The sequence below is a fragment of the Cryobacterium sp. LW097 genome, assembly GCF_002205495.2.
Lineage (GTDB): Bacteria > Actinomycetota > Actinomycetes > Actinomycetales > Microbacteriaceae > Cryobacterium > Cryobacterium zongtaii.
Window position 1 is genome coordinate 24,873 of the sequence record NZ_CP021992.1, and the last position, 22,025, is coordinate 46,897.

At 69.5% G+C, this 22,025-nt stretch carries 20 protein-coding genes; 14 read left to right on the top strand and 6 right to left on the bottom strand.

What is annotated here, in order from left to right; translation table 11 throughout:
- Nucleotides 1-89 precede the first annotated feature (89 nt).
- Nucleotides 90-1,025: an aldo/keto reductase family oxidoreductase gene (locus tag B7495_RS00125; protein WP_088454800.1), complete on the top strand. Its 936-nt coding sequence runs from the start codon at nt 90-92 to the stop codon at nt 1,023-1,025.
- 6 nt (nt 1,026-1,031) lie between these two features.
- Here B7495_RS00125 and B7495_RS00130 read toward each other — a convergent pair whose 3' ends face one another.
- Together B7495_RS00130 and B7495_RS00135 are read right to left on the bottom strand one after the other, a co-directional pair.
- Nucleotides 1,032-2,519 carry a PQQ-binding-like beta-propeller repeat protein gene (locus B7495_RS00130; protein WP_088454801.1) on the bottom strand — a complete coding sequence of 496 codons (1,488 nt, stop codon included), beginning with the start codon at nt 2,517-2,519 and terminating at the stop codon, nt 1,032-1,034.
- Nucleotides 2,520-2,590: 71 nt separating this feature from the next.
- Nucleotides 2,591-4,003, bottom strand: a complete 1,413-nt coding sequence (locus B7495_RS00135; RefSeq protein WP_151199497.1) for a hypothetical protein — start codon at nt 4,001-4,003, stop codon at nt 2,591-2,593.
- 161 nt (nt 4,004-4,164) lie between these two features.
- Between B7495_RS00135 and B7495_RS00140 the strand changes: the two genes are divergently transcribed.
- The 3 genes from B7495_RS00140 to B7495_RS18970 are packed head-to-tail and all read left to right on the top strand — an operon-like array spanning nt 4,165 to nt 5,574.
- Nucleotides 4,165-4,617 (top strand): S-ribosylhomocysteine lyase, encoded by a 453-nt coding sequence (locus B7495_RS00140; protein WP_088457783.1) that lies wholly within the window; start codon nt 4,165-4,167, stop codon nt 4,615-4,617.
- A complete protein-coding gene (gene mtnN / locus B7495_RS00145) occupies nt 4,614-5,372 on the top strand; it encodes a 5'-methylthioadenosine/S-adenosylhomocysteine nucleosidase (RefSeq protein WP_088454803.1) in 759 nt (252 codons plus the stop codon). Before B7495_RS00140 ends, mtnN begins: the two co-directional genes overlap by 4 nt.
- A gap of 40 nt (nt 5,373-5,412) precedes the next feature.
- Nucleotides 5,413-5,574, top strand: coding sequence for a hypothetical protein (locus B7495_RS18970; protein ID WP_168195268.1), 162 nt, complete (start codon nt 5,413-5,415; stop codon nt 5,572-5,574).
- 10 nt (nt 5,575-5,584) lie between these two features.
- Here the strand turns inward: B7495_RS18970 and B7495_RS00150 are convergent, their stop codons facing one another.
- The 3 genes from B7495_RS00150 to B7495_RS00160 all read right to left on the bottom strand — a co-directional run bounded on the left by B7495_RS00150 (nt 5,585) and on the right by B7495_RS00160 (nt 9,470).
- Complete coding sequence (locus B7495_RS00150; protein WP_088454804.1) at nt 5,585-6,139, bottom strand: DUF4287 domain-containing protein; 555 nt, start codon at nt 6,137-6,139, stop codon at nt 5,585-5,587.
- Between the two features lie 89 nt (nt 6,140-6,228).
- Nucleotides 6,229-8,745, bottom strand: a complete 2,517-nt coding sequence (locus B7495_RS00155; protein WP_088454805.1) for a glycoside hydrolase family 65 protein — start codon at nt 8,743-8,745, stop codon at nt 6,229-6,231.
- Nucleotides 8,742-9,470, bottom strand: a complete 729-nt coding sequence (locus B7495_RS00160) for an HAD family phosphatase (RefSeq protein WP_088454806.1) — start codon at nt 9,468-9,470, stop codon at nt 8,742-8,744. The genes B7495_RS00155 and B7495_RS00160 overlap by 4 nt, the downstream gene beginning before the upstream one ends.
- 466 nt (nt 9,471-9,936) lie before the next feature.
- Between B7495_RS00160 and B7495_RS19570 the strand changes: the two genes are divergently transcribed.
- Both B7495_RS19570 and fmdA read left to right on the top strand, forming a co-directional pair.
- Nucleotides 9,937-10,170, top strand: coding sequence for a zinc ribbon domain-containing protein (locus tag B7495_RS19570; protein ID WP_240632525.1), 234 nt, complete (start codon nt 9,937-9,939; stop codon nt 10,168-10,170).
- A 37-nt stretch (nt 10,171-10,207) separates the two neighbouring features.
- Nucleotides 10,208-11,464 (top strand): formamidase, encoded by a 1,257-nt coding sequence (fmdA, locus tag B7495_RS00170; protein WP_088454808.1) that lies wholly within the window; start codon nt 10,208-10,210, stop codon nt 11,462-11,464.
- A 22-nt stretch (nt 11,465-11,486) separates the two neighbouring features.
- On the opposite strand, the gene B7495_RS00175 is transcribed toward fmdA, so the two are convergent.
- Nucleotides 11,487-12,977: an MDR family MFS transporter gene (locus tag B7495_RS00175; protein ID WP_088454809.1), complete on the bottom strand. Its 1,491-nt coding sequence runs from the start codon at nt 12,975-12,977 to the stop codon at nt 11,487-11,489.
- Between the two features lie 161 nt (nt 12,978-13,138).
- On the opposite strand from B7495_RS00175, the gene pnuC reads away from it, so the two are divergent.
- From pnuC to B7495_RS00215, 8 genes are all read left to right on the top strand, one after another.
- The gene (gene pnuC / locus B7495_RS00180; RefSeq protein WP_088454810.1) at nt 13,139-13,786 is read left to right on the top strand and encodes a nicotinamide riboside transporter PnuC; all 648 of its coding nucleotides are present in this window, start codon (nt 13,139-13,141) and stop codon (nt 13,784-13,786) included.
- A gap of 4 nt (nt 13,787-13,790) precedes the next feature.
- A complete protein-coding gene (locus B7495_RS00185; protein ID WP_240632314.1) occupies nt 13,791-14,894 on the top strand; it encodes an AAA family ATPase in 1,104 nt (367 codons plus the stop codon).
- 10 nt (nt 14,895-14,904) lie between these two features.
- A complete protein-coding gene (locus tag B7495_RS00190; protein WP_240632315.1) occupies nt 14,905-16,482 on the top strand; it encodes a MoxR family ATPase in 1,578 nt (525 codons plus the stop codon).
- Entirely contained in the window at nt 16,479-17,219 is a 741-nt protein-coding gene (locus B7495_RS00195) for a hypothetical protein (protein ID WP_088454811.1), read from the top strand. The genes B7495_RS00190 and B7495_RS00195 overlap by 4 nt, the downstream gene beginning before the upstream one ends.
- Nucleotides 17,216-19,201: a VWA domain-containing protein gene (locus tag B7495_RS00200; RefSeq protein WP_205748694.1), complete on the top strand. Its 1,986-nt coding sequence runs from the start codon at nt 17,216-17,218 to the stop codon at nt 19,199-19,201. The genes B7495_RS00195 and B7495_RS00200 overlap by 4 nt, the downstream gene beginning before the upstream one ends.
- Nucleotides 19,194-20,024, top strand: coding sequence for a phosphohydrolase (locus B7495_RS00205; protein ID WP_088454812.1), 831 nt, complete (start codon nt 19,194-19,196; stop codon nt 20,022-20,024). Before B7495_RS00200 ends, B7495_RS00205 begins: the two co-directional genes overlap by 8 nt.
- Entirely contained in the window at nt 20,017-21,402 is a 1,386-nt protein-coding gene (locus tag B7495_RS00210; RefSeq protein WP_240632316.1) for an AMP-binding protein, read from the top strand. Before B7495_RS00205 ends, B7495_RS00210 begins: the two co-directional genes overlap by 8 nt.
- 95 nt (nt 21,403-21,497) lie before the next feature.
- Nucleotides 21,498-22,016 carry a DinB family protein gene (locus B7495_RS00215; RefSeq protein ID WP_088457787.1) on the top strand — a complete coding sequence of 173 codons (519 nt, stop codon included), beginning with the start codon at nt 21,498-21,500 and terminating at the stop codon, nt 22,014-22,016.
- Nucleotides 22,017-22,025 lie beyond the last annotated feature (9 nt).

Below are 22,025 nucleotides of genomic sequence, written 5' to 3' on the forward strand. Positions count from 1 at the left end.
GCGCGTCCCTACGGTGGAATTACACCGCAGCGGCGCGAGAGGCTCGAACGTGCAGCACCCGCCGCCGGTGCATCACCGAGAGGACCACCGTGAAGCGTTTCACCATGCCCGGAACCGAGATCGTCGCCCCGAACGTTGTGCTGGGCCTGATGCGGATCGCGGAGAAGACCGACGACGAGGTGCGCGAACTGGTGCGCACCGCCCGTGACGCCGGCATCGACTTCCTCGACCACGCCGATGTGTACGGCACCGACCTGCACGGGTGCGAGCGCCGGTTCGCCGAGGCGATGCAGCTCACCCCGTCGCAGCGTGACGAGCTGACCATCCAGACCAAGACCGGGATCGTGGGGGATGGGCCGTACTTCGACTTCTCTTATGAACACATCATGGATTCGGTGGACGGTTCCCTGGCCGCGCTCAAAACGGACCACATCGACATCCTGCTGCTGCACCGCCCCGACGCGCTTGTCGAACCCGAAGAGGTCGCCAGGGCCTTCGACGAGCTGGACGCCGCCGGCAAGGTGCGCGCCTTCGGTGTCTCCAACCACACCCCGCGCCAGATCGACCTGCTCAAGAAGTACGTACGACAGCCGCTCGTTGCCAATCAGCTGCAGCTCTCGATCACCCACGCTCCGATCGTCGCGCAGGGCGTGGCGGCGAACATGGCCGGAGAGCAGCAGTCGCTCACCCTCGACGGCGGCGGAATCTTGGACTACTGCCGGCTGAACGACATCACGGTTCAGGCCTGGTCGCCGTTCCAGGCCGGCTTCTTCACCGGGGTCTTCCTCGGCTCAGCGGAGTACCCCGAGCTGAACGCGGTCATCGACCGTCTCGCCGCTGCCTACGACGTTCCCGCGATCGCCATCGCCACGGCCTGGATCACCCGCCACCCCGCACAGATGCAGGTGGTGCTCGGCACCACCAGCCCTGAGCGGGTGGCCGCGGCCGCGCTCGGCTCGGAGATCCCGCTCACCCGCTCAGAGTGGTACGAGCTGTTCCGCGCCGCGGGCTACCGGGTGCCGTAACCCTGGCTAGTCCTCGACGGTGAAGCCGAGGAGGGCGCCGGGGGAGGCGACGATCAGTCGCCCGGCTCCGGCGTCGACCCCGACCATCCGCACCGACCCGATCGAGAACGTGTCACTGAGCTCTCCGGTCGCTTCGCAGGCTTGGTGGTCGTCGCCGCCACCGAACGACGTGCTCTCGCCGGTTCCGGGGTACATCGCGATCAGCGGCTCGCGCTGGATGGAGCAGGCGTAGACGGCCTCCTCCGAGGCGTCGGAGTGCTCCCCGGTGATGAGGTTCACGATCGTCGATTCGCCGTCGATGAGCCTGACGCTGTCGGCAGAGAATGAGGCGAAGGTCGATTCCTTCTCGTCGCCGGTGCCGTTGTAGTCGTCGCCGCCCAGCGGGAGGGTCCAGTCGATCTCCCCTGTTGCCACGTCGACCCCGACGAGATCGACGTCGAAGTCGGTGTGGGTGACGTCGAAGCCCGACCCATCTGCTTTCTTGACGACCGATGTTGTACCGGAGTTGATGACGCAGAAGGTGCGCTTGCCGTCGGCGCGCGCCTCTTCACGCACGTAATAGTCACAGAACTCGGCTCCGTCGAGGCTCCAGACGCTCTCACCGGACTCCGGATCCAGCGCCACGACGCGCTGCTGCGTTGCGTCGTCGGTGTATTCGGTGGCGTCCGCACGGGACGCGTCGAACAGGCCCCCGGCGCCGATCAACAGGCCGGTGGTTTTCTCTTTGGTCCAGAACCAACCGCCGTCGGACGAGGTGCCCTCACCGAAGACATCCTGATAGGGGCGCTCCCAGAGAAACTCGCCGTCGGCGCTGCTGCCGAGCATCTCGGTGCCTTCCGGGGGTCGGCTATTGGTGGAATAGACGCGGTTGCCGATCAGGCGGGCCGAGTCCGGCAGCACGACGTCGGTATCCGGGGTGATCTCGCCTCCGGCGGTGGTGAAGCGGTAACTCAGGCTGCCGGCGTCGTAGTCGGTCTGCTTCCAGCCCGTGAAACAGATATCGGTGCCGTCGGCGCAGGATGACGGTCGGCTGGTCGCCCAGACCCGGTTGTCGGTCAGCGGGACAGGCGTTCCCGTGCCGAGGTCCGCCAGCACCAGGTCCTGCCAGTCTTTGTCGTCGCCCGGGCGAAGGTAGGCGGCGTAGTGCTGGTCGCCGTCGCTGATGATGGTGGCCGACGCCTGCACGCCGACCGTTGCCGCCCCGGTCACTGCGCTGTCGGCCCAGAGCTGTTCACCGGTCGTGGCGTCCCAGGCCACGACCTGCAGGGAACCTGAGGACGCCTTCGCGTAGGCGAGAACCACGCCGTCTGCCGCGGCGGGATCGCCGACCAGGGACGCGTCGACGGACCAGTCCGGCGTGGCCACCTCGTCGAGCTCCCGAGCCGCGATATCGGCGGCGCTTTCCGGGATCAAGCTGGTCCCCGGTGTGCAGCCGGTGAGAGCCACCAGCAGCACCAGAGCCGCGATCGGCAGCGTGGACGTGGCTCTGAACATGGTTTCCCCCGAATCCCCCCTGGCGCGCTCGCCAAGACTGCAAGTATGGCGCATCCGCCCCGCTCGGGTGACTATCGAGAACGAACGCAGGGCGCGGTGGCGTTGATCGAGATGCCCGCGGCGGTGCCGCGGATCGACAGGGTCTCCAGGCTGCCGTCCGGCACGGAGTAGAAGTCTGTTCCCATGGCACGGTCGGATCGGCTGAAGCCGCTGATCTCCCAGGCCGTTGTGATCGCGTCGAAGGCCTCGTCGGCGCTGTCGGCGATCTCGAAGATCGGGATCACGACAGAGCCCGTCACCTGCTCGTCGGAGCCGCCGGTGCACGTCGTGGTGGTGACAGAGGCCGGCCCGCGGATGCCCGCTTCGTCGCCGGCGGCATCCAGCAGCGCCGTCACCAGGGCGAGGTCGCCGGCAATCCGGGTGGTGGCATCCGCCGGATCGACGACGGCCGGGGGAGTGGCGCCGGGCAGCCCGGCCAACCTGTCGTCGGGCTCGGCCGAGCCGAGCGGGAGCCCCAGGTAGCCCGTCAAGGTCTCTGGTGAGTCGGTGGCGGTGGCTGGTGCCAGGGATACGTCGAAAGATGCCAGAGGCAGGCCTTCGACCTGGGTCTGGGAGTCGTCGAGCTCGGTCAGCAGGCCGGCCACGTCCTCGACGTCTCCGAGAGCCGCGACCCGCACCCTCAGGTTCGGACGCCACGCTGCGGAGTCCTTGCGGTTGTCGACACCGTCGAAGTACACGGAAGTGACCGCCAAGTCTGTGCTGAGCTCGGCGAGAAACCGTACCAGGCCGGTTCCGGGCGAAGTGGGGTCGATTGTCAGGGAGGAGCCCTCGCTCGAGCCGTCCGCCGGCGAGGTGAGAGTGATCGCCGGCAGGGCTCCGCTGCCGAAACCGGGCAGTGCCCGGACTGTTGTTGTCAGGTCGGCCCAGACCGAGGCGGACTCGACCCCGATGCCGACAGGCTCACCGTGCTGGAACACCGACACCGACAGGGTTCCAGGCAGGTCGCACAGGGCGACGGCCGCGTCGGCCATCTGCTCAGGATCGAGGCTGGTGATGACGCCGATGCCGGGCGGCGAGAAGCTCAGCGACACGTCGGCGCCGCCCTTCTCGCCAGGGATCCGCACGACGGAACTCATCGAGACCGTGCCGTTCTGGGCAGCCGAGTCGACCGAAACCGCCAGAGCCGGCACGTCCACGTTCGAGTCGTCGGCCTGCACCGTGAAGTGGGCGTCCCACAGGTCCGGTGCGGTGGGCGACTTGTCGGACTGGGCAAAGCCGTCGCTGACCCGGATGTCCGCGGTCACACTGGCCACCCCGGGGGTGGCCCGGATCTCGGTCAGGGCCTCGTCGACCACCGTAGTGACCTCTGTCGGTGGCCCGTCGGCGGGCCCTGCCCAGGCCGCGCACCCCGTCAGCGTAAGCGCCAGCGCCAGCGCCCCGACCCCCGCGCCGGCCGTCATCCGTAAGAACCCCCGTGCTGTCATCGAGCCAGTATCCCGCACCGACCTGGACGGTGTGCCACGCGGAGCCAGGCGCCCGGCTGAACACTCACGGCCGACTCAAGGCCTGCCTGTTACTGTCGGTTGGTCACCTCGAACCGAGCTGACACCACAGTCGTCAGGGAGATCCCGTGAATCAGCCGCGCATGAACGTCGAGTCGTTCAACCTCGACCACCGCACCGTCGTTGCGCCGTACGTGCGCCTGGCCGACACCAAGGTGCTGCCGCTGGGCGATGTCATCGTGAAATATGACGTGCGCTTCACTCAGCCCAACGTCGCCCACCTGGAGATGCCGGCGGTGCACTCGATCGAGCACCTCTTCGCCGAGCACTCCCGCAACCACTCGGACCGGGTCATCGACTTCTCGCCGATGGGCTGCCAGACCGGTTTTTACCTGATCCTGCAGGGACGACCGGAGTTCACCGAGGTGCTCGAGCTGATCGAGGCCACCATGACCGACATCCTCGGCGCCTCCGAAGTGCCGGCGGCCAACGAGGTGCAGTGCGGCTGGGGCGCGAACCACTCGCTGAGCGCCGCCCAGGAGGCCGTGACGGTGTTCTTGGCCGGCCGCGACGGCTGGGCCAACGTCACCGCATGAGCCGCGTAGACACCCTCGGCGCGAGCACCCTCATCCTTGACAGCCCCGACGCGATCGTCCTGGTCGCCATGGCGGAGGAGGCCGCGCCGTTCCTGGCGGCGGCCACCGTCGCCGCCGAACCGGTCACCGTGGGCAAGGCCCTGCAGTACCGGCTGACGCTGGCCGGGCGCGATGTGCTGCTCGTGCAGGGCGGTATCGGGCTGGTCAATGCGGCCGGTGCGACGACATCCGCGATTCTCGCCGCCCGGGCGGGTGACCCTGTGGCCGCGCCGCTGGTGATCAGCGCCGGCTCGGCCGGCGGCGTGGGCGTAGAGGTGCGGGTCGGTGAGGTCGTGATCGGCAGCGACTGCCTGAACAGCGACGCGGATGCGCGCCCCTTCGGCTACGCCCTCGGCCAGGTGCCCGGCATGCCCGCCCGGTATGCCGGCGCGGCCGCTGCCCTCGACGCCGCCGAAACGCCCACCCGGATGCCCGACGGGTCGGCCCTGGTCGTGCAGCGCGGGCTGATGGTCTCCAACGACAAGTTCGTGGGCGCCGAGCTCGCCGAGACCCTGCGCGAGCTGTTCCCGGGGGTGCTCTGCACCGACATGGAAACCGTGGGAATCGCGCAGACCTGCTTCGCCTACGGGGTGCCGTTTGTGGCCATCCGCGGCATCTCGGATCTGTGCGGACCCGTGGGCGATCACCTCACCCACGTTGACGATGCGGCCGAACGTTCGGCCGTGGTGGTGCTGGAAACCCTCCGCCGGCTCTAGAGCTCGTCCATCGCGGGCGGGGGAGACCGGACCGATCACGGTGCTGCTGGTCGTGCCGGCGTTGCGCGCATCCGCCGAGGAGGTGATGGCCAACCCCGCCGGTACCGCCAGGGTGGCCGGTTACCCGCGTATCGCCGCCGGATCCGGCATCGTCACCCTGTTGCTGGTCGGCGTGACCGTGCGGATGGTCTGGAAGCCGTAACCGGGGCGGGTCAGGCAGCCTCGTAGGCGCGCCGCAGCCAATCGAGCACCTCGGCGGTGAGATCGTCGGGCTCGGCCAGGCGCAGCCGGTGGGTGACCATGCTGTTCCAGCTGCCGGATGCCTCCAACGCGTCGGCGCCATCGACGCCGGGCAGCTTGAGGCCCAGGTCGAGCCGGCCGGCGGTGACCTGCACGATGGCGAACTTCTTCGTCCCCTTGAGCAGACTTATGTAGCTGTTCGTGGGAGCGAGGTTCACCTCGCCGCTCTCACGGGCGTGGCTGACCAGGGCGTCGTAGGTACCCCGCCAGTGCGCCTTGCCGCCGCCGAACTGGGCGTTGATCTTCTCGTCGACCGGCAGGCGCTGCCCGGAAACCTGCCCCAGGGCCGAGACGAGGGCCATCGCATGGCCGGTGCCGAGGCCATAGTCGTCCTTCAGCCAGGCCACGATGCGCGCCGTCTTCACGTCGGGCCCGAGCAGGCCCTTGGCGGCCGCGGCGGCACGGAAGTCGTCCGGGTCGAGGCCGGTTTTGGCCTTGATGGTGTCGAAATACGCCTGGATCGTCATGGAGGTCCTCGCTGCGAGCCGGATCAGTGACGTTAACGTAGCAGGGCCGCGCATCCGGGTGGATGCGCGGCCCTGCAATGGTGCGAACGCTAGTCGAGCGTGGGCATCTGCTCGGTGATGTGCGCGATCGTGGGGATCGACGAGGTGATCACGGTGCCGTCGGCGCGACGGGTGTCCTCGATGAGCGCCGCCGTGGGAGCGCCGGGGTCGCGGGCGCCCTGGTGCGACAACGGAACGGTCTCCGGCTGGCCGGCAGTCACGATGACCTGCAGGCCGCGCACGGTGAGCCGCGCCTCGGTGCCCTCCTCGATGCTGAGGTGCACGCTGGTCTGCGTGACGGCCACGCGCAGGCGAGAGCCCTTCAGCGTGACCCTGAAGATCAGCTCATCCCAGTCCTCCGGCAGGCGCGGGTCGAGCGTGATGCGCCCGCTGTGGTCGCGCAGGCCACCGAACCCGTAGACCAGCGCGCTCCACACGCCACCGGCGGAGGCGACGTGCACGCCGTCCTGCGCGTTGTGGTGCAGGTCGGCGAGGTCCACGAACAGCCCGGAGGTGAAGTAGTTCAGCGCGAGCTCGTGGTAGCCCACCTCGGCGGCGATGATCGACTGCACGACATCCGACAGCGTGGAGTCGCCCGTGGTCAGCGGGTCGTAGTAGTCGAAGTCGGCCCGTTTCTCTTCCGGCGTGAACTGGTCGCCCTGCAACAAGAGCGCCAGCACCACGTCGGCCTGCTTGAGCACCTGGAAACGGTAGATCACCAACGGGTGGTAATGCAGCAGCAGCGGCCGGTTCTCCGGCGGCGTCGCGGTGAGGTCCCAGCGTTCCTTCTCGAGGAACTGGGCATCCTGCGGGTGGATGCCGAGGTTGCGGTCGAAGGGGATGTGCATCGCCTCGGCGGCGAAGGACCACTCCATCACCTCGGCCTCATCGAGCTTCAACCGTGCGGACATGGAGTCGAACGAGGCCCGGTCGACCGAGTACAGCCGGCGCACGCTCTTCACCGCGGCACGCAGGTTGGAGCGGGCCATGATGTTCGTGTACAGGTTGTCGTTGACGACGGTGGTGTACTCGTCCGGGCCGGTGACGCCGTGGATGTGGAAGACGTCGTTGCCGTTGCCGCGCCAGAAGCCCAGATCGGCCCACATCCTGGCGGTCTCCACCAGGATGTCGATGGCTTCGCGGGCGAGGAAGTCCTCGTCGCCGGTGGCCGCGACGTACTGGCTGAGCGCATAGGAGATGTCGGCGTCGATGTGGTACTGCGCCGTGCCGGCCGCGTAATACGCGCTGGATTCGAGCCCGTTGATGGTGCGCCACGGGAACAGGGCGCCGAGCTGGTTCAGCTCGGTGGCGCGGGCGCGGGCGTGGTCGAGCATGCCGTGCCTGAAGCGCAGGGCGTTCCTGGCCGCGTTCGGCGACGTGTAGGTGAGGAACGGCAGCACGTAGACCTCGGTGTCCCAGAAGTAGTGCCCGCCGTAACCGGACCCGGACACCCCCTTGGCCGAGACGCCCTGGCCGTCGGCGCGCATGGACGCCTGGGCGAGCTGGAAGAAGTTCCACCGGGTGGCCTGCTGCAGGGCCGGCTGGCCGGGCAGCTCGACATCCGTGCGGGCCCAGAATGCGTCGAGCCAGTCGCGCTGCTCCTGGATGATCGCGGCGACGCCGGCTTCCTTGGCACGGTCGAGGGTGCGGTCGCACCGGTCGGCGAGCTCGTGCGTGGGCACCCCGGCCGAGGTGTGGTAGCTGAGCAGCTTGGTGATGCGGATGGGGTTGCCCATCTTGGCCTTCACCTTGTACACGTGCTTGGCCAGGTCGTCGCCCAGCTGCGACGACTCGTCGAAGTCGTTGATCGTGTCGATCGAGTGGTCGGACGCCGTGGCGATGGTCATGCCGGAGTTGGTGCACCGGAAGCCCAGGATGTAGCGGCCGTTGTTGGCCCGCTTCAACCGCGGCTGCAGCACCCGGTCGGTGAACGTCTCGGCGCGGCGGGGATCCCAGTCGTTCGCCGAACCGGACTTGGGCCGGTCGTACTCGCCGATGCCGTCCTGCCGGTTGAGGGTCTGGCTGGAGATGACGACCGACGCGTCGGCATCGAGCATGGTGACCTCGTACTCGATCACAGCGAGGTGGCGTTCGGTGAACGACACCAGGCGGCGCGAGCGGATCAGCACCTGCTTGCCCGACGGGGTGCGCCAGACCAGCGACCGCGACAGGATGCCGTCGGCGAAGTCGAGCCGGCGCTCGTAGCTGAGCAGCTCGGCGAGGGTGAGAACCAGGGGCTCGTCATCGACGTAGATGCGGATGATCTTCGCATCCGGTGCGTTGACGATGGTCTGGCCGACCCTGGCGAAACCGAAGGCCTCTTCGGCGTGCCGGATGGGCCAGGTCTCGTGGAACCCGTTGATGAAGGTGCCGTGCACGTGGCCGTCGCGGCCCTCGTCGACGTTGCCGCGGAGCCCCAGGTAACCGTTGCCGACGGCGAACAGGGTCTCGGTGCGGCCCATGTCCTCGCCGGAGAAGTCGGTCTCCACCAGCGCCCACTCATCGAGCGGGAACCGGCTGCGGTCCAGTGGGTCGGAGAGGTTCTGGATGGTCGCGTCAAGAGTCATGCGCGCACTCCACTCGGGGTCAGGACGGTGCTGCCGATCAGCGGCAGGAGTTCGTCGAGGTCGGTGACGACGGTGTCGGCCCCTGCCTCGAAGAGCACGTGGGCGCCGACGCCGCGGTCGACACCGAGCACCAGGCCGAAGTCGCCGGCGCGGCCGGACTGGATGCCGGACTCGGCGTCTTCGACGACGACACACTGGGCGGCGGTGAGGCCGAGCAGCTCGGCGGCGAACGCATAGGTATCGGGGGCGGGCTTGCCGGCGAGCTTCTCGGCGCGGGCGCGCACACCGTCGACGACGATCTCGAACCTGTTACGCAGGCCCGCGGCGGTGAGCACCATCTCACCGTTGAGGGAGCTGGTGACCACGGCGACCTGGATGCCGGCCGCGACGACCGCGTCGAGGAACCGGAGCGAACCGGGGTACGGGCTCACGCCGTCCTCGGCGAGGGTCTCGTTGAATGCCTTGTTCTTGCGGTTGCCGAGACCGCAGACGGTCTCGAGCTCCGGCGCATCCGTGGGCTCGCCGTCGGGCAGGGACAGGCCGCGGGAGGCCAGCAGTGACCGCACGCCGTCGTACCGGGGCTTGCCGTCGATGAAGCCGAAATAGTCGGCGTCGGTGTACGGCTTGACGCCCTTCGACTCGAGGAACGGGGTGAACAGTCGCGACCAAGCGCTCATGTGCACCTCGGCGGTGGGGGTGAGCACACCGTCAAGGTCGAAGAGCACGCCGCGCGCGCCAAGTACCCGGTCTCGGGTCTCAGCTGGCGTAAGGGGGGAGTGGGGGGAAGTCAATATGGAGCCCTGCTTGGTAGATGCGTGAAGAAATGGCTAAACCGGGTAGTCGAGCTTGTCACTTGCACTGTGGATCACGAAATTCTTGGGGGGGTGTCGTCGCGGGTCAGGGAGACGGAGCGCGTGCATGTCGATCCTAGGTCTCGGACCTGTCCAACGTGGTGCCGATGTGTTAACGTTCTGTTGCAAATCTCCCCTCGCCGACCGAATCAGCCGGTCCCGTGCCGTTGTTGACTTCGGGTGTCACCCCGAATATGTTCACACGACGGTCCAGAACCAGGTCAGGGAAGCGCACCAGCGATGCTGCGACACCGGGAGAAGACGACGATGCAGGGGACAACCCGTGCCGATATATGAGTTCAGGTGCGACGTCTGCGCCCGTTTCGAGCAGATGCACCCGATGGGTTCGGCCCCGGAGACCGTCGACTGTCCCACCTGCCGCGCGCCCGCGCGCCGGCTGATGAGTGCCCCCCACCTGTCTGCGGCGGGGTCCGCCGCGTTCGGCCTGATCGATTCGTCTGCGCGCAGTGCCTTCGAACCGGAGGTGGTCGAGTCCGCGCTCCCGGGACGACGGTCGGGCGCCGGTGCGCAATTCACCGCCAATCCGCTCCACAGGAAATTGCCGCGCCCGTAGTTCGCCTACGCGCGGCACCGAAAAAGAGGGGTTCCACATGCCAGAGCAACTGTTCCCGTTGGATTCGAGCAGGAAATTCGAAGACCAGGAGAAGGTGGGGCACAACCGGTGGCATCCGGAGGTCCCGCCGGTCGCAACCGTCAAGCCCGGCAGCTCCTTCAGGGTCGACTGCCGGGAGTGGTTTGACGGCGCGATCGTCAATGACGACTCGGCCGAAGACATCCTCAACGCTCCGCTGCTCACCGTGCACAAGCTCAGCGGACCGTTCGCGGTGGAGGGGGCGAAGCCGGGCGACCTCCTGATCGTGGACATCCTGGACGTTGGCCCCATCCCGCAGGAGGACTCCGGCCCCCTCGCCGGTCAGGGCTGGGGATACACCGGCATCTTTTCCCGGAACAACGGCGGTGGCTTCCTCACCGAGCAGTTCCCGGATGCCTACAAGGCCATCTGGGACTTCACCGGGCAGGTGGCCTCGTCGCGGCACATCCCGGGAGTCTCGTTCAGCGGACTGATCCATCCCGGCCTGATGGGCACGGCCCCCTCAGCGAAGCTGCTCGCCACCTGGAACAAGCGCGAGGGTGCCCTCATCGCCACGGACCCGCACCGGGTGCCGCCGCTGGCGTTGCCGCCGGAGGCGGAACATGCGGTGCTGGGCAGCCTGCCCGCGGCCGAGTTCGCGCGGGTGGCCGGTGAAGCGGCCCGCACGGCGCCGCCGAGGGAGAACGGCGGGAATCAGGACATCAAGAACCTGTCGAAGGGGAGCCGGATCTTCTACCCGGTGTTCGTCGACGGCGCGAACCTGTCCCTGGGCGACCTGCACTTCTCCCAGGGGGACGGCGAGATCACCTTCTGCGGTGCGATCGAGATGGGCGGCTTCATCGACCTGCGCGTCGATATCATCCGCGGCGGCATGGAGACCTACGGCGTGGGGGAGAACGCGATCTTCCTGCCGGGCACCGTCGACCCGCGGTTCAGCCAGTGGCTGGCCTTCTCCGGCACCTCGGTGACCCTGGACGGGGAGCAGAAGTACCTGGACTCGCACCTGTCGTACCAGCGGGCCTGCCTGCACGCCATCGACTACCTGACGAAGTTCGGCTACAGCCCGGAGCAGGCCTACCTGCTGCTCGGGGCCGCACCCATCGAAGGCCGCCTGTCGGGTGTGGTGGACATCCCCAACTCGTGTTCGACGGTGTATATCCCCACGGCCATCTTCGACTTCGACGTGCGGCCGTCGGCGGCCGGGCCGTTCCAGATCGAGCGGGGGATCGGAGCGCCCCGGGCTGCCAACCGGTGACCCGGGCTCGGCGCGCTTTTGGTTAGTGCGCCGTCATCGGCGCGTCGAGCGTGTCGGTGACCGACGGGGCCGGCCTGCGGATGAAGAACGCCAGCGGGATTGCGAAGAGCGAGATGATCGCCCCGTAGAGGAAGGCGCTCTGAATGCCCGCCGCGGTTGCGGCGACCTCGCCGGCGCCGTTGGCGAGCTGGGTTGCCGCGGTGGAGGACATCACCGTGACGAACAGGGCGGTGCCCGCGGCGCCGGCCAGCTGCTGGGCGGTGCCGACGACGGCGCTGCCGTGCGAGTACAGCGACGGCTTGAGGGAGGCGAGCGCCGACGTGAACAGCGGGGTGAACAGGAACGCCAGGCCGAAGCTCAGCGCCACGTGGGCCACCAGCACGTACCAGAACGGTGTCGTCGCGGTGAGCATGGTCAGGAACCAGAACGCGCCGCTGACGATGATCGACCCGGGCACGAGCAGCACGGTGGGGCCGAACCTGTCGTAGAACCGGCCGACGAACGGGGCGAGCAGGCCCATCGTGAGACCGCCGGGCAGCAGTAGCAGGCCGGTGGTCAGCGCATCCAGGCCCAGCACGGTCTGCATGTAGATCGGCAGCAGGATCAGGGTGCCGAACAGGGCCATCATGCTCACGGCGAGCATCACGATGGCGAAGCTGAACGTGCGCGAGACGAAGGTGCGCAGGTCGAGCAGGGCCCGGTCGGTGCGCTGCAGCGTGAGCTGGCGCCAGACGAACAGGGCGATCGCCAGCACGCCGATGGCCAGCGGCACCAGGCCGGCGGCGGCGTTGCCTGTGGCAGATTCGCCGAGGTTGCTCAGCCCGTAAACCAGGCCGCCGAAGCCGAAAGCCGAGAGGATCACCGAGACGACGTCGAGAGGCACCGCGGTGGGAGTGGTCACGTTCTTGATGCGTGCGGCGCCGAGGGCCAGGGAGCCGAGGGCGATCGGCAGCACGAGGATGAACATCCAGCGCCAGTCGAGCACGCTCAGGATGAGGCCGGAGATGGTGGGGCCGATCGCCGGGGCGACCGAGATCACGATGGAGATGTTGCCCATGGTCTTGCCGCGGGCGGCCGGTGCCACCAGGGTCATCACGGTGGTCATCAGCAGCGGCATCATGATGGCGGTGCCCATGGCCTGCACCACCCGGCCTACGATGAGCACCTCGAAGCCCGGTGCGATGGCAGCGATGAGGGTGCCCGTGCTGAACAGGGTCATCGCGGCGAGGAAGACCGGGCGAGTGTTGAACCGCTGCAGCAGGAAACCGGTGATCGGGATCACCACGGCCATGGTGAGCATGAACGCGGTCGTCAGCCACTGGGCGGCGCCGGCCGTGATGTTCAGGTCCTTCATCAGGTGCGGCAGCGCCACACCCATGATGGTCTCGTTGAGGATGACGACGAACGCGGACACCAGCAGCAGCGAGATGACGAGCTTGGTGCCGGCGGCATCCGGGGCATTGCCGGTCGGCGCGGCGGGCGCGGGGGCAGTGGTGACGGCGGAGTCGGTCATCGGGGTCCTAACGGAACGGGCTCAGGTGCGACCCCGGTATGAGGTACCCATGGTTCAACCAGAATGCGCCGGTTATGTTCCCGAATCGGACAATTGCGTCCGGCGCACCGGCACCATTTGTCCGCACGGGCAACAGTTGCCGGTCTTTTAGACTGGGGAGCATGGGGGAATGGCTGATCGACAACTGGACCGAAGTTTTGGGATTCGGAACGGGGGCCGCGTGCGTGTGGTTGGCCGCGCGCCGCAACATCTGGACCTTCCCGCTCGGCATCGCGAACAACCTGGTCTTCATCGTGCTGTTCTTCGGCGCCGCGCTCTACGCCGACCTCGGCCTGCAGATCGTCTACCTGGTGCTCGGGGTGATGGGCTGGCTCGGCTGGTCCCGGCACCGGGCCGCCGACGACCGCGCGCTGATCGGCCGGATGCCCAGGCAAGCCATCCTGCCGCTGGTCGCCGCCGCGCTGGCCGGCACCGCGATCATCGCCTACGCCCTGCACTCCTACACCGACTCCACCACCGAGATCGCGGATGCCGCCACCACCTCGGTGAGCCTGGTCGCGCAGTACATGCTCAACCGGCGCTGGCTGGAGAACTGGTTCGTCTGGATCGCCGTCGACGTGGCCTATGTGGGCCTGTTCCTCTATAAGGGGCTGAACATCACCGCCGCGCTCTACCTGCTCTTCATCGGCCTGTGCGTCTGGGGCCTTCGCGGCTGGATGCGGGCCCGCACAGATCAGACGGCGAGCGACTCCGGGGCGGCCGGCGCCTCGCCCCACCAACCGGTGCCAGCCGGCACGACGGGTGCCTGAGCCGGTGCCTGACCCGCTGCCGGCGGCTGACCCGGTGCCGGTGGCGGCGACCCGATTCGGGCACGGCCTGGTGCTCGGCAAGTTCTATCCTCTGCACGCCGGGCACTCGGCCCTGATCCGCGCGGCCCTCAGCCGCTGTGACAGGGTCACCGTGCAACTGTTCGGGGCCAGCGTGGAATCCATCCCGCTGAGCGTGCGCGAGGAATGGCTGCGCGAAGAGCACCCCACCGCGCACGTCGTGAGCGCCATCGACGACGCTCCGGTGGACTTCGACTCCGCCGACGCCTGGGACGAGCACATGGTGTTGATCCGGGCGCTGCTGGACTCCCCGGTCGACGCCGTGTTCTCCAGTGACCCCTACGGCGCCGAACTCGCCGCCCGCCTGGGCGCCGCGTGGGTGCAGGTCGACCCCGGCCGGCGGCACACCCCGGTCTCCGGCACCGCGATCCGAGCGGATGTGCCGGGTCACTGGTGGGCGCTGGCCCCCGCCGTGCGCGCCTGGCTGACCCCGCGCGTGGTGGTGCTCGGTGCCGAATCCACCGGCTCCACCACCCTCGCCGAAGCCCTCGCCGACCACTACGACACCGCGTGGGTGCCGGAGTACGGCCGCGAGCACAGCGAAACCCGGGTGGGCGGCCTGGACACCCCGTGGCGTAGTGACGAGTTCGACGTCATCGTGGACCGTCAGATCGGCTGGGAGAACCAGGCCCTGCGCCGGGTGCCGCGGCCGCTGCTCATCTGCGACACCGACGTGCTGGCCACCACCCTCTGGCACGAGCGCTACGTGGGACCGACCCCGGCGGGGCTCGTGGCGCGCGCCGCCGCGCATCCGCCCGCGCTGTACCTGCTCACCGGGGACGAGATCCCGTTCGTGCAGGACGGCCTGCGCGACGGCGAGCACATCCGGCACGCCATGCAGCACCGGTTTCGCCAGACGCTGGCCGGGCAGGACGTGCCGTGGCTGGAGGTGACCGGGTCGGTGCCGGTGCGCCTGGCGCAGGCGGCCGTGGCCATCGACCGGATGCTCGCCGGAGTCTTCGACTTCGCGCTGCCCCTGGAACAGCAGGCCGCGCTCGAGGCCGCCGTCGCCGCCGGGCCCGCCCGATAGGCTGAAAACCATGGCGCTGGGGAATCGTTGGAACAAGGTATCCGAATCACCGACGCGCGCTAACGCCGCCGCACTGGCCGAGGAGCTGACCGCGGAGGACCTCTTCACCGAGGCGCCGGCGGTGGTGGACACGGCGCTGGACGAGAAGCTGCGCCAGGCCTACTTCTGGTTGGTGAACCGGGCCGTGATCTCGCCGTTCTACGACGTCGAATTCTCCACCGGCTCCCCGGTCACCTTCGAACTCGGCGACGCCGGCGCCGAACTGCACCTGCCCACCGACCAGTCCTACTCCTCGAACGTGCTGCTGCCGCTACTCACCTTCGCGGTGGGCGGCAAGTGCCTGCTCGTGGGCGGTCCCGGGCGTGGCAAGACCACCCTGGCCATCCTGATGGGTGTGCTCGCCGGGTCGAGCGCCCGCGAGGTGCGCCGCAACGTGCAACAGGGCCAGCCTCAGGTCACGGTGAGCGACCTGGTCGGGATGCCGCTGCCGCGCGACCTCGTCACCGCCGGGAGCCTGGCCGAGATCGAGATCGCCTGGCGCGGCTGGCTCAGCCAGCCGGTGAAGATCATCGACGAGTACAACCGCATCCCCACCAAGACCCAGTCGGCGCTGCTCACGATGGTGGCCGAGGGCTACGTGGAAAGCCACGACCAGATGCACTCCACCGCGCCGGAATCCGGGGTGGAGAGCTGGTTCTTCACCGCCAACGACGACGCCGGCGGCGGCACCTTCCCGGTGATCCAGGCGCTCCGCGACCGGATGGACGTGACCGTCGCCGCGCAGGGTTTCAACAACCGGTTCTTCGACGAACTCGTCGCCCGCGTCGAGGCCGGCGAACGGCCGGAGGACCACCTGCCGCCCGAGCTCATCTTCGACGCCGACGAACAGCGCCTGCTCGAGGCGGCCATCCGGGCCGTGCCACTGCCCGGTGCGGTGCGTCGCCAGCTGGAGTTCTTCGCCAGCCACTTCGAATTCGTGCAGCAGGGCGGGCGCCGCTTCGAATACCGCACCAAGGACACCGTGCGCACCGGCGGCGGCGAGGTGGCCGAGGTGATCGAGGCAAACTCCGGTGCCGACCTGCAGGTCGACCTCGGCTCGCAGACCAGCAACAGCCTCTCGGTGCGGTCGCTGCAGACCCTCATCCGCTACGCCAAGGCGATGGCTTACTTTCGCGGCCGGCCCGTGGTGGGCCTGGACGACCTGGCCGCCGTGCTGCCCTTCGCCCTGCGCGGCAAACTACTGCCCAACGAACTGCACCCCCGCTTCGACGTGGGTGCCGACCGGGAGCTGGCCACCGACTCGATCAGCTGGCTCGCCGACCTCTTCACCGAGTCCCGCCGGCAGTTCACCGCCCTCGGCCTCGGCGGCAACGACCCGATCAGCGACGCCCTCGACCTGTTCAACCAGGGCCTGGATGCAGTCAGCTCCGCCGAGGCCGCGCAGCGCCTCACCGGCATTGAATCCCTGATCAGCGGCATCGCCAAGCAGGGCAAGCTCTACGGTCGGCACTTCGACGACCTGCTCGCCCTCAAATACCTGCACCAGCGCTACACGAACTACGTCAGCTGGTTGGGGTTCAGCGGGTGACCCAGCGCCCCCGGCACCTCGTGAACGATTCGCTGGAGCTCACCGACGAGGCCCTGCCGGAGACCACGGTCGACCTCGAGCTCTCGGCGACCCGCATTCAGGAGCGGCACGGCGAGGCGGCCGGCGCCCGCTACCGCCACTTCATCGGCCGGGCCGTGGCGGCAGCGCCCGACGCCGACCGGGACGACCTGCTCACCCTCGCCGCCCTCGCCGCCTGGCGCTCGGGTGCGCCGGCGTTCCGAACGGATGCGCTGCGTCGCCTCGACCTGGCCCTGGCCGCCGGCCGCACCGGCCTGCCCGCCCTCGCCGCGGCGCTGGGCCTGGGTGAGGGCGGGGTGGCCCCGTTCGCGGCGTTGCAACTGAATTCCCGGTTCGGTTGGCCCGGCCTGCACGCTCCCGGAGAACTCCTCGCCGTGATCGGCGGTTTCCGCGGCCTCTACGGACCGTGGCTGGCGCCCCCGGTGGCGGCGCTGCCCGGCGACCGGCCGGGCAGCTTCCTGATCCGCACGGGCGGTGCTGCCACGGCCGAGGACTGGCTGCTCACCGTGGATGTCTTCGGGCACACCCTCGTGCGGCTCGCGACCGACGAGCAGGGGAATGTCGACGCTGCGGCCGACGCACGGTGGTCTGCAGCGGGCGATACCGCGCAGGGGCTCGCCGAGACTGGAGCGGCCGGCGCCGTGCTGACCGTGCGCGCCTACACCGCACAGCTGTGGACCCCGGAGGAGAGCCCGTGACGGCTGCGCCGCTCACCCCCGAGCAGCGCAGCGCCTGGCAGAGCGCCCAGGCGCTCTGGGGCGTCGAACTCCACGACCCAGAGCTCGCGCCGGACGCGAAGGAGGCGTCCTTCGCCTGGTTCAGCTTCCCGCCCCAGGTGACCTTCGACCTTCCGCAGGCCGAGCGGCTGGGCGTCGGGGCGTTTCTGGAGAGCATCTTCGCGCACGAGATCGGCCACCACGCCCTTTCTCCCTCGACCCGGCTGACGAGCCTGAAAATCCGGCACCAGATCGCGCGGGCGCTCGCGGCCACCGATGCCGCGCGCATCCCGGATGTCGCCGACCAGGTTCACAAACTCTCGAACCTGTGGTCGGACATGCTCATCAACGTGCGGGTGGCCGAGCTGCAACGGCGGCGGGACGGCGAGGCGACGCCGCCGGAGATGGTGCGGATGTGGGCGGTGCTGGGCGGGAACGACAGCGCCGATCGGCTCTGGTGGGTGCTCCTGCGGGCCTACGAGATTCTGTGGGTGCTCGCGGCCGGGGCACTCTGCCCGGCCGAGCCACCGGCCGTCCCGATAGACCCTGACGAGGTGGTGCGGCAGCGGATATCGAAGATCACCGACGCGTGGCAGAAGAAGAACCGGCTCAATGAGGTCTTGGCCACCAAAGACCCGAAAAAGCTCGCCGAGTTGCAGCTGTCGGAGCGGACCCAGGAGCTGGCCGCCGAAGTGCAGCGCGAGTTCGACGCCCTGGCGCTCACCGACCCGCGGCTCGACGCGGTGCTGCTGGCCGAGACCGTGCGCACCTTCGGTGACGATCCGGTGAGCGGGGCGCTGCGCTTCGGGATGCTGCTGGCACCGTACCTGGTGGCCCAGGGGCCCACCAGGCACCGCCCCGGGTTGGTGGTGCACGGGGGAGGCTGCGACGGCGAGTCCGGAGCAACCCCGGCGACCGCGGGTGAGCTGGTCGCGGTGCTGGGGGATGCGCGCCTACGGGAAGACCCGGAGCATCCGGCGGTGGCCAAGGCCCGCGGCCTCACGACGGCCGGCCCCGGCGCCGGCACGGTGCCGGGCGCCCCGGACTCCCCGGGTGACGGCCCGCCCACCGCGCCCACCGGCCAGGGCTACGGCCTGGCCCGGACGCTGGAGCTCTACCGCGACAGCGGCGCCAACGCTGTCATCGCCGCCTGGTATCAGACCCGGGCGCGCAGCTACGTTAAGCCGCTGCTGCAGCGCACTCCGGATGCGCCCCCGGCCGACGCCGAGATCCCGGGTCCCCTGGCAGCGTGGGAGCTCGGCGACGACCTCGCCGACATCGACTGGGCCGCGTCCATGGCGAGAAGCCCCACGGTCGTGCCCGGGGTGACCACCCGGCAGCGGGAATACCTGCCCGACGCGCCGCCCGTGGCCACCGCGAGCCTCGATCTGGACCTGTACATCGACTCCTCGGGGTCGATGGTGAGTCCCGCCAACGAGTCGCCGGCCGTCCTGGCCGGCAGCATCCTCATCCTCTCGGTGCTGCGCGGCGGCGGCCGGGTGCGGGTGACCTCATTCTCGGCGGCCGGACAGGTCGCCGGTGGCGAGAGATTCACCCGTGACCGCCTCGAGGCGCTGCGTGACCTCACCACCTACTTCGGCTGGGGCACGGTCTTCCCGCTCGACCTGTACGGGAGCCGGTATCGCGGCCTGGGCCGCACCAGCGCGAGTGTGCGCCGGCACGTGGTGGTGCTTTCCGACGAGGGACTACTCTCGATGTTCGGCGCGGGGCAGCCAGAGTACGCCGACGTCGCCGCCCGGGTGCGCCGCGGGCTCGACACGGCCACCCTGATCCTGCAGGATCCCCGCCGCTCCGTCGCCGAGCCTGCCGCTCTGGCCGGCTATGACGTCGAGTACATCCAGCGGATGGACGATGCCCCGGCCGCCTGCGCCCGGCTCGCCCGGCGACTGACGGAGAGCGATCCGCGCCGTGCCACCCGAACACCAGGAGGATTCCGTGGCTGAGAGACCCGCGCCGTTCTGGCGACGGCTGACCAACTCCGCCGGGCTCAGGGAGCCCGACCGGGGGGAGCTGGCGACGAACGCCACGCCGTTCTCTCCTCCCACCGCGCGGGTGCCGCGCCCGGCGGCCGACGCGGAGCCAGCCGGCGCCACGCCGGATGCAGTTGACTCGGAGGCGCTTCTCGCGGTGTGGTTCGCGCGTGAGCAGGACGACATGCTCGTCTGGCGCACCTGCCTGCCCGGGGCGAATACCGCCGAGATCGCCACCCGCCTGTCACTGGTTCCGGCGTCCTTCCTCGCCGACGACGTGGCTATCCTCCCGCTCGCCGAGAATATTCTTGAAATGGAATACGGCGGCGTCGGATCAACGCCGCCGGACCGGAGGGGGCAGGAGGTCCTCCGGATTGTGGACCAGGTGCGTGCCACCGGGTCGGCCGCCGCCCGCCGGGGCGCGGCCCTGGTGCTGTGGCTCTGGGCCAGCGAAGACCTGAACGGTCCGTTGTCGGTGCCCTTGAGCCCGGTTTGGTACGGCCGCGCCATGGCCGCGCTCTCGTTTCGGTTGGCGGCGGTGGTCGACCCGGCCGAGTGGGTGCGCACGGCCGACCGTCGCGACGAAGCAGCCCGCACCTTCCTGCTCTGGTCCGGCCACCTGCCGGCCGGCGAGGACGAGGCCACCGCCAGGTCGATCCTCGCCATGCGCGACTCCCTGCAGCAGAACGCGGCGCTGGCCCAGACCATGGCCGAACACGAACACCGGCTCCAGGTGACCAAACGGCTGCAGGAGGCCAGGGCCCGCGAGGCCGCCGCCCGGTACTCGAATGAGTAACCCGCCGGGGCCGGCCATGGCAGTGCCCGACCCGGACGACCCGCTGGCGCTGGCCGAATACGCCCCGGGCGGCACCGTCGCGCTCACCGACGCCGAACGGTGGCCCACCCTCGATGTGGCCGGCGCGGCGCGGCTGGATACCGTGCAGCGGCATCCGCTCGCCCCGGCCTGGGTACACCGGACCGGTGACAGGCTCACCGCCGACGGAGTCGCCAGGGCCCAGAGGGCGCTGCCCGTCACCGGTTGGCTGGCCGAGCACCTTGCCATCGCCCGCCGGCTGCCCGCCTACCGCAGGGTCGCCGATACCCTCGGCGAGCTGGGCACCTGGCCCACCGTGACCCGCGAGGACCTGCTCGAGAACGTGTCGGCGTTCGTGCCGCTGGATGCCGACCTCGATCGGATGATCGAGGGCTCCAGTTCCGGCACCACCGGGCGGGCGCTGCAGATCCCCGACGACATCGAGGAGGTCGCTCGCAGCTTCCACCTGCTGGTGACCCTGGTGGCCGAGCAGGGCATCGACTGGCGGCCCGACCCGGCACGGATGGCCCTGGCCTACCTGGTGCACCAGCGCCAGGCGTTCACGTACACGTCCTCGATCAGCAGTTTCGGTCAGTCCACCATGGCCAGGCTCAACCTGCACCCTTCGCAGTGGCCGGCGCCCGGGCAGCGCGCCGGGTTCCTGCTGGACCAGCAGCCGCAGGTGATCACCGGCAACCCCACCAGCCTGGCGGAGCTGCTGCACCCCGACCTCGTGGCGGACCTGCGGCCGCTCGCGCTGTTCAGCGGCGCGATGGCGCTCAGTCTCGCCCTCCGCCGCGACCTGGAGGCGGCATTCGGCTGCCCGGTGATCGACGTCTACGGGTTGCACGAGACCCGGCCGATCGCCGCCAGCACTGACGGGGGACCCTTCGTGATCCTCGATCGGCGGGTGCACGTGGAGGTGCTCGACGGTTCCGGCCATCCGGTGGCACCCGGGGAGCGCGGCGAGATCGTGGTGACCGCGGGGGAGAACCCGCTGTTGCCGCTGGTGCGGTACCGTACCGGGGACTTCGGCCGGCTGGTCGACGTGGCCGGCCGGCCCGCACTGGCCGACCTGGAGGGCCGGGAGGCCACCCGGTTTCTGGCGCTGGACAGTTCCCTGGTGCCCTGCGTCGACCTCACCCAGCAGTTGCAGGCCGGCGGGGCGCGCGGCTGGGCTGTGCGGCAGGGCGTCGACGGCAGCGTGACCGCCACCGTGGTGGGCGGTGCAACCGGGCAGATCGGTACGGCGCTCCGACGGCTGCTGGCACAGCCGGTGACCGTGACCGCGGTGCCGACCCTGCTCGACCTCGGCGAGGGCAAACCGCGCCGCTACGAGTCGGAGGCGCCGGGCACCTAGCTCACCGTTGCGACACGGATGCGATTGGCAGTGTCTGCACCATTTGTGGCAGTCAGTTCCCGCAGCCGGCCGGCCGGTTTCCCTAGGCTGTGAAGATGCCGATCACCCCCGACACCAAAGACTGGACCTGGGTGCTCGAGCGCCCCTGCCCCGAGTGCGGATTCTCCGCCGCCGAGCTCCGCTACGACGACGTACCCGATCTTGTGCGCCAGAACGCGGCCGCCTGGGCACCCGTGCTCGACCGACCGGATGTTACGGCGCGGCCCGACGACACCACCTGGTCGGAGCTGGAATACGCGGCCCACGTGCGTGACGTGTTCCGCATCTTCGACCTTCGGCTGGGCCTGATCCGCGCCGAGGACGACCCGCTCTTCGCGAACTGGGACCAGGACGCCACCGCGGTGGCCGAACGCTACAACGAGCAGGATCCGCGGGTCGTGGCGGCGGAACTGGCCGCGGCCGCGGCATCCGTTGCCGACGCCTTTGCTGCCGTGCCGCCCGCCGACCGGCAGCGCACCGGCCGCCGCAGCGACGGCGCCCGCTTCACCGTGACCACGCTGGCCCAGTACTTCCTCCACGACCCGACGCACCACCTGCACGACGTGTCCCGCTGACCGGACGTC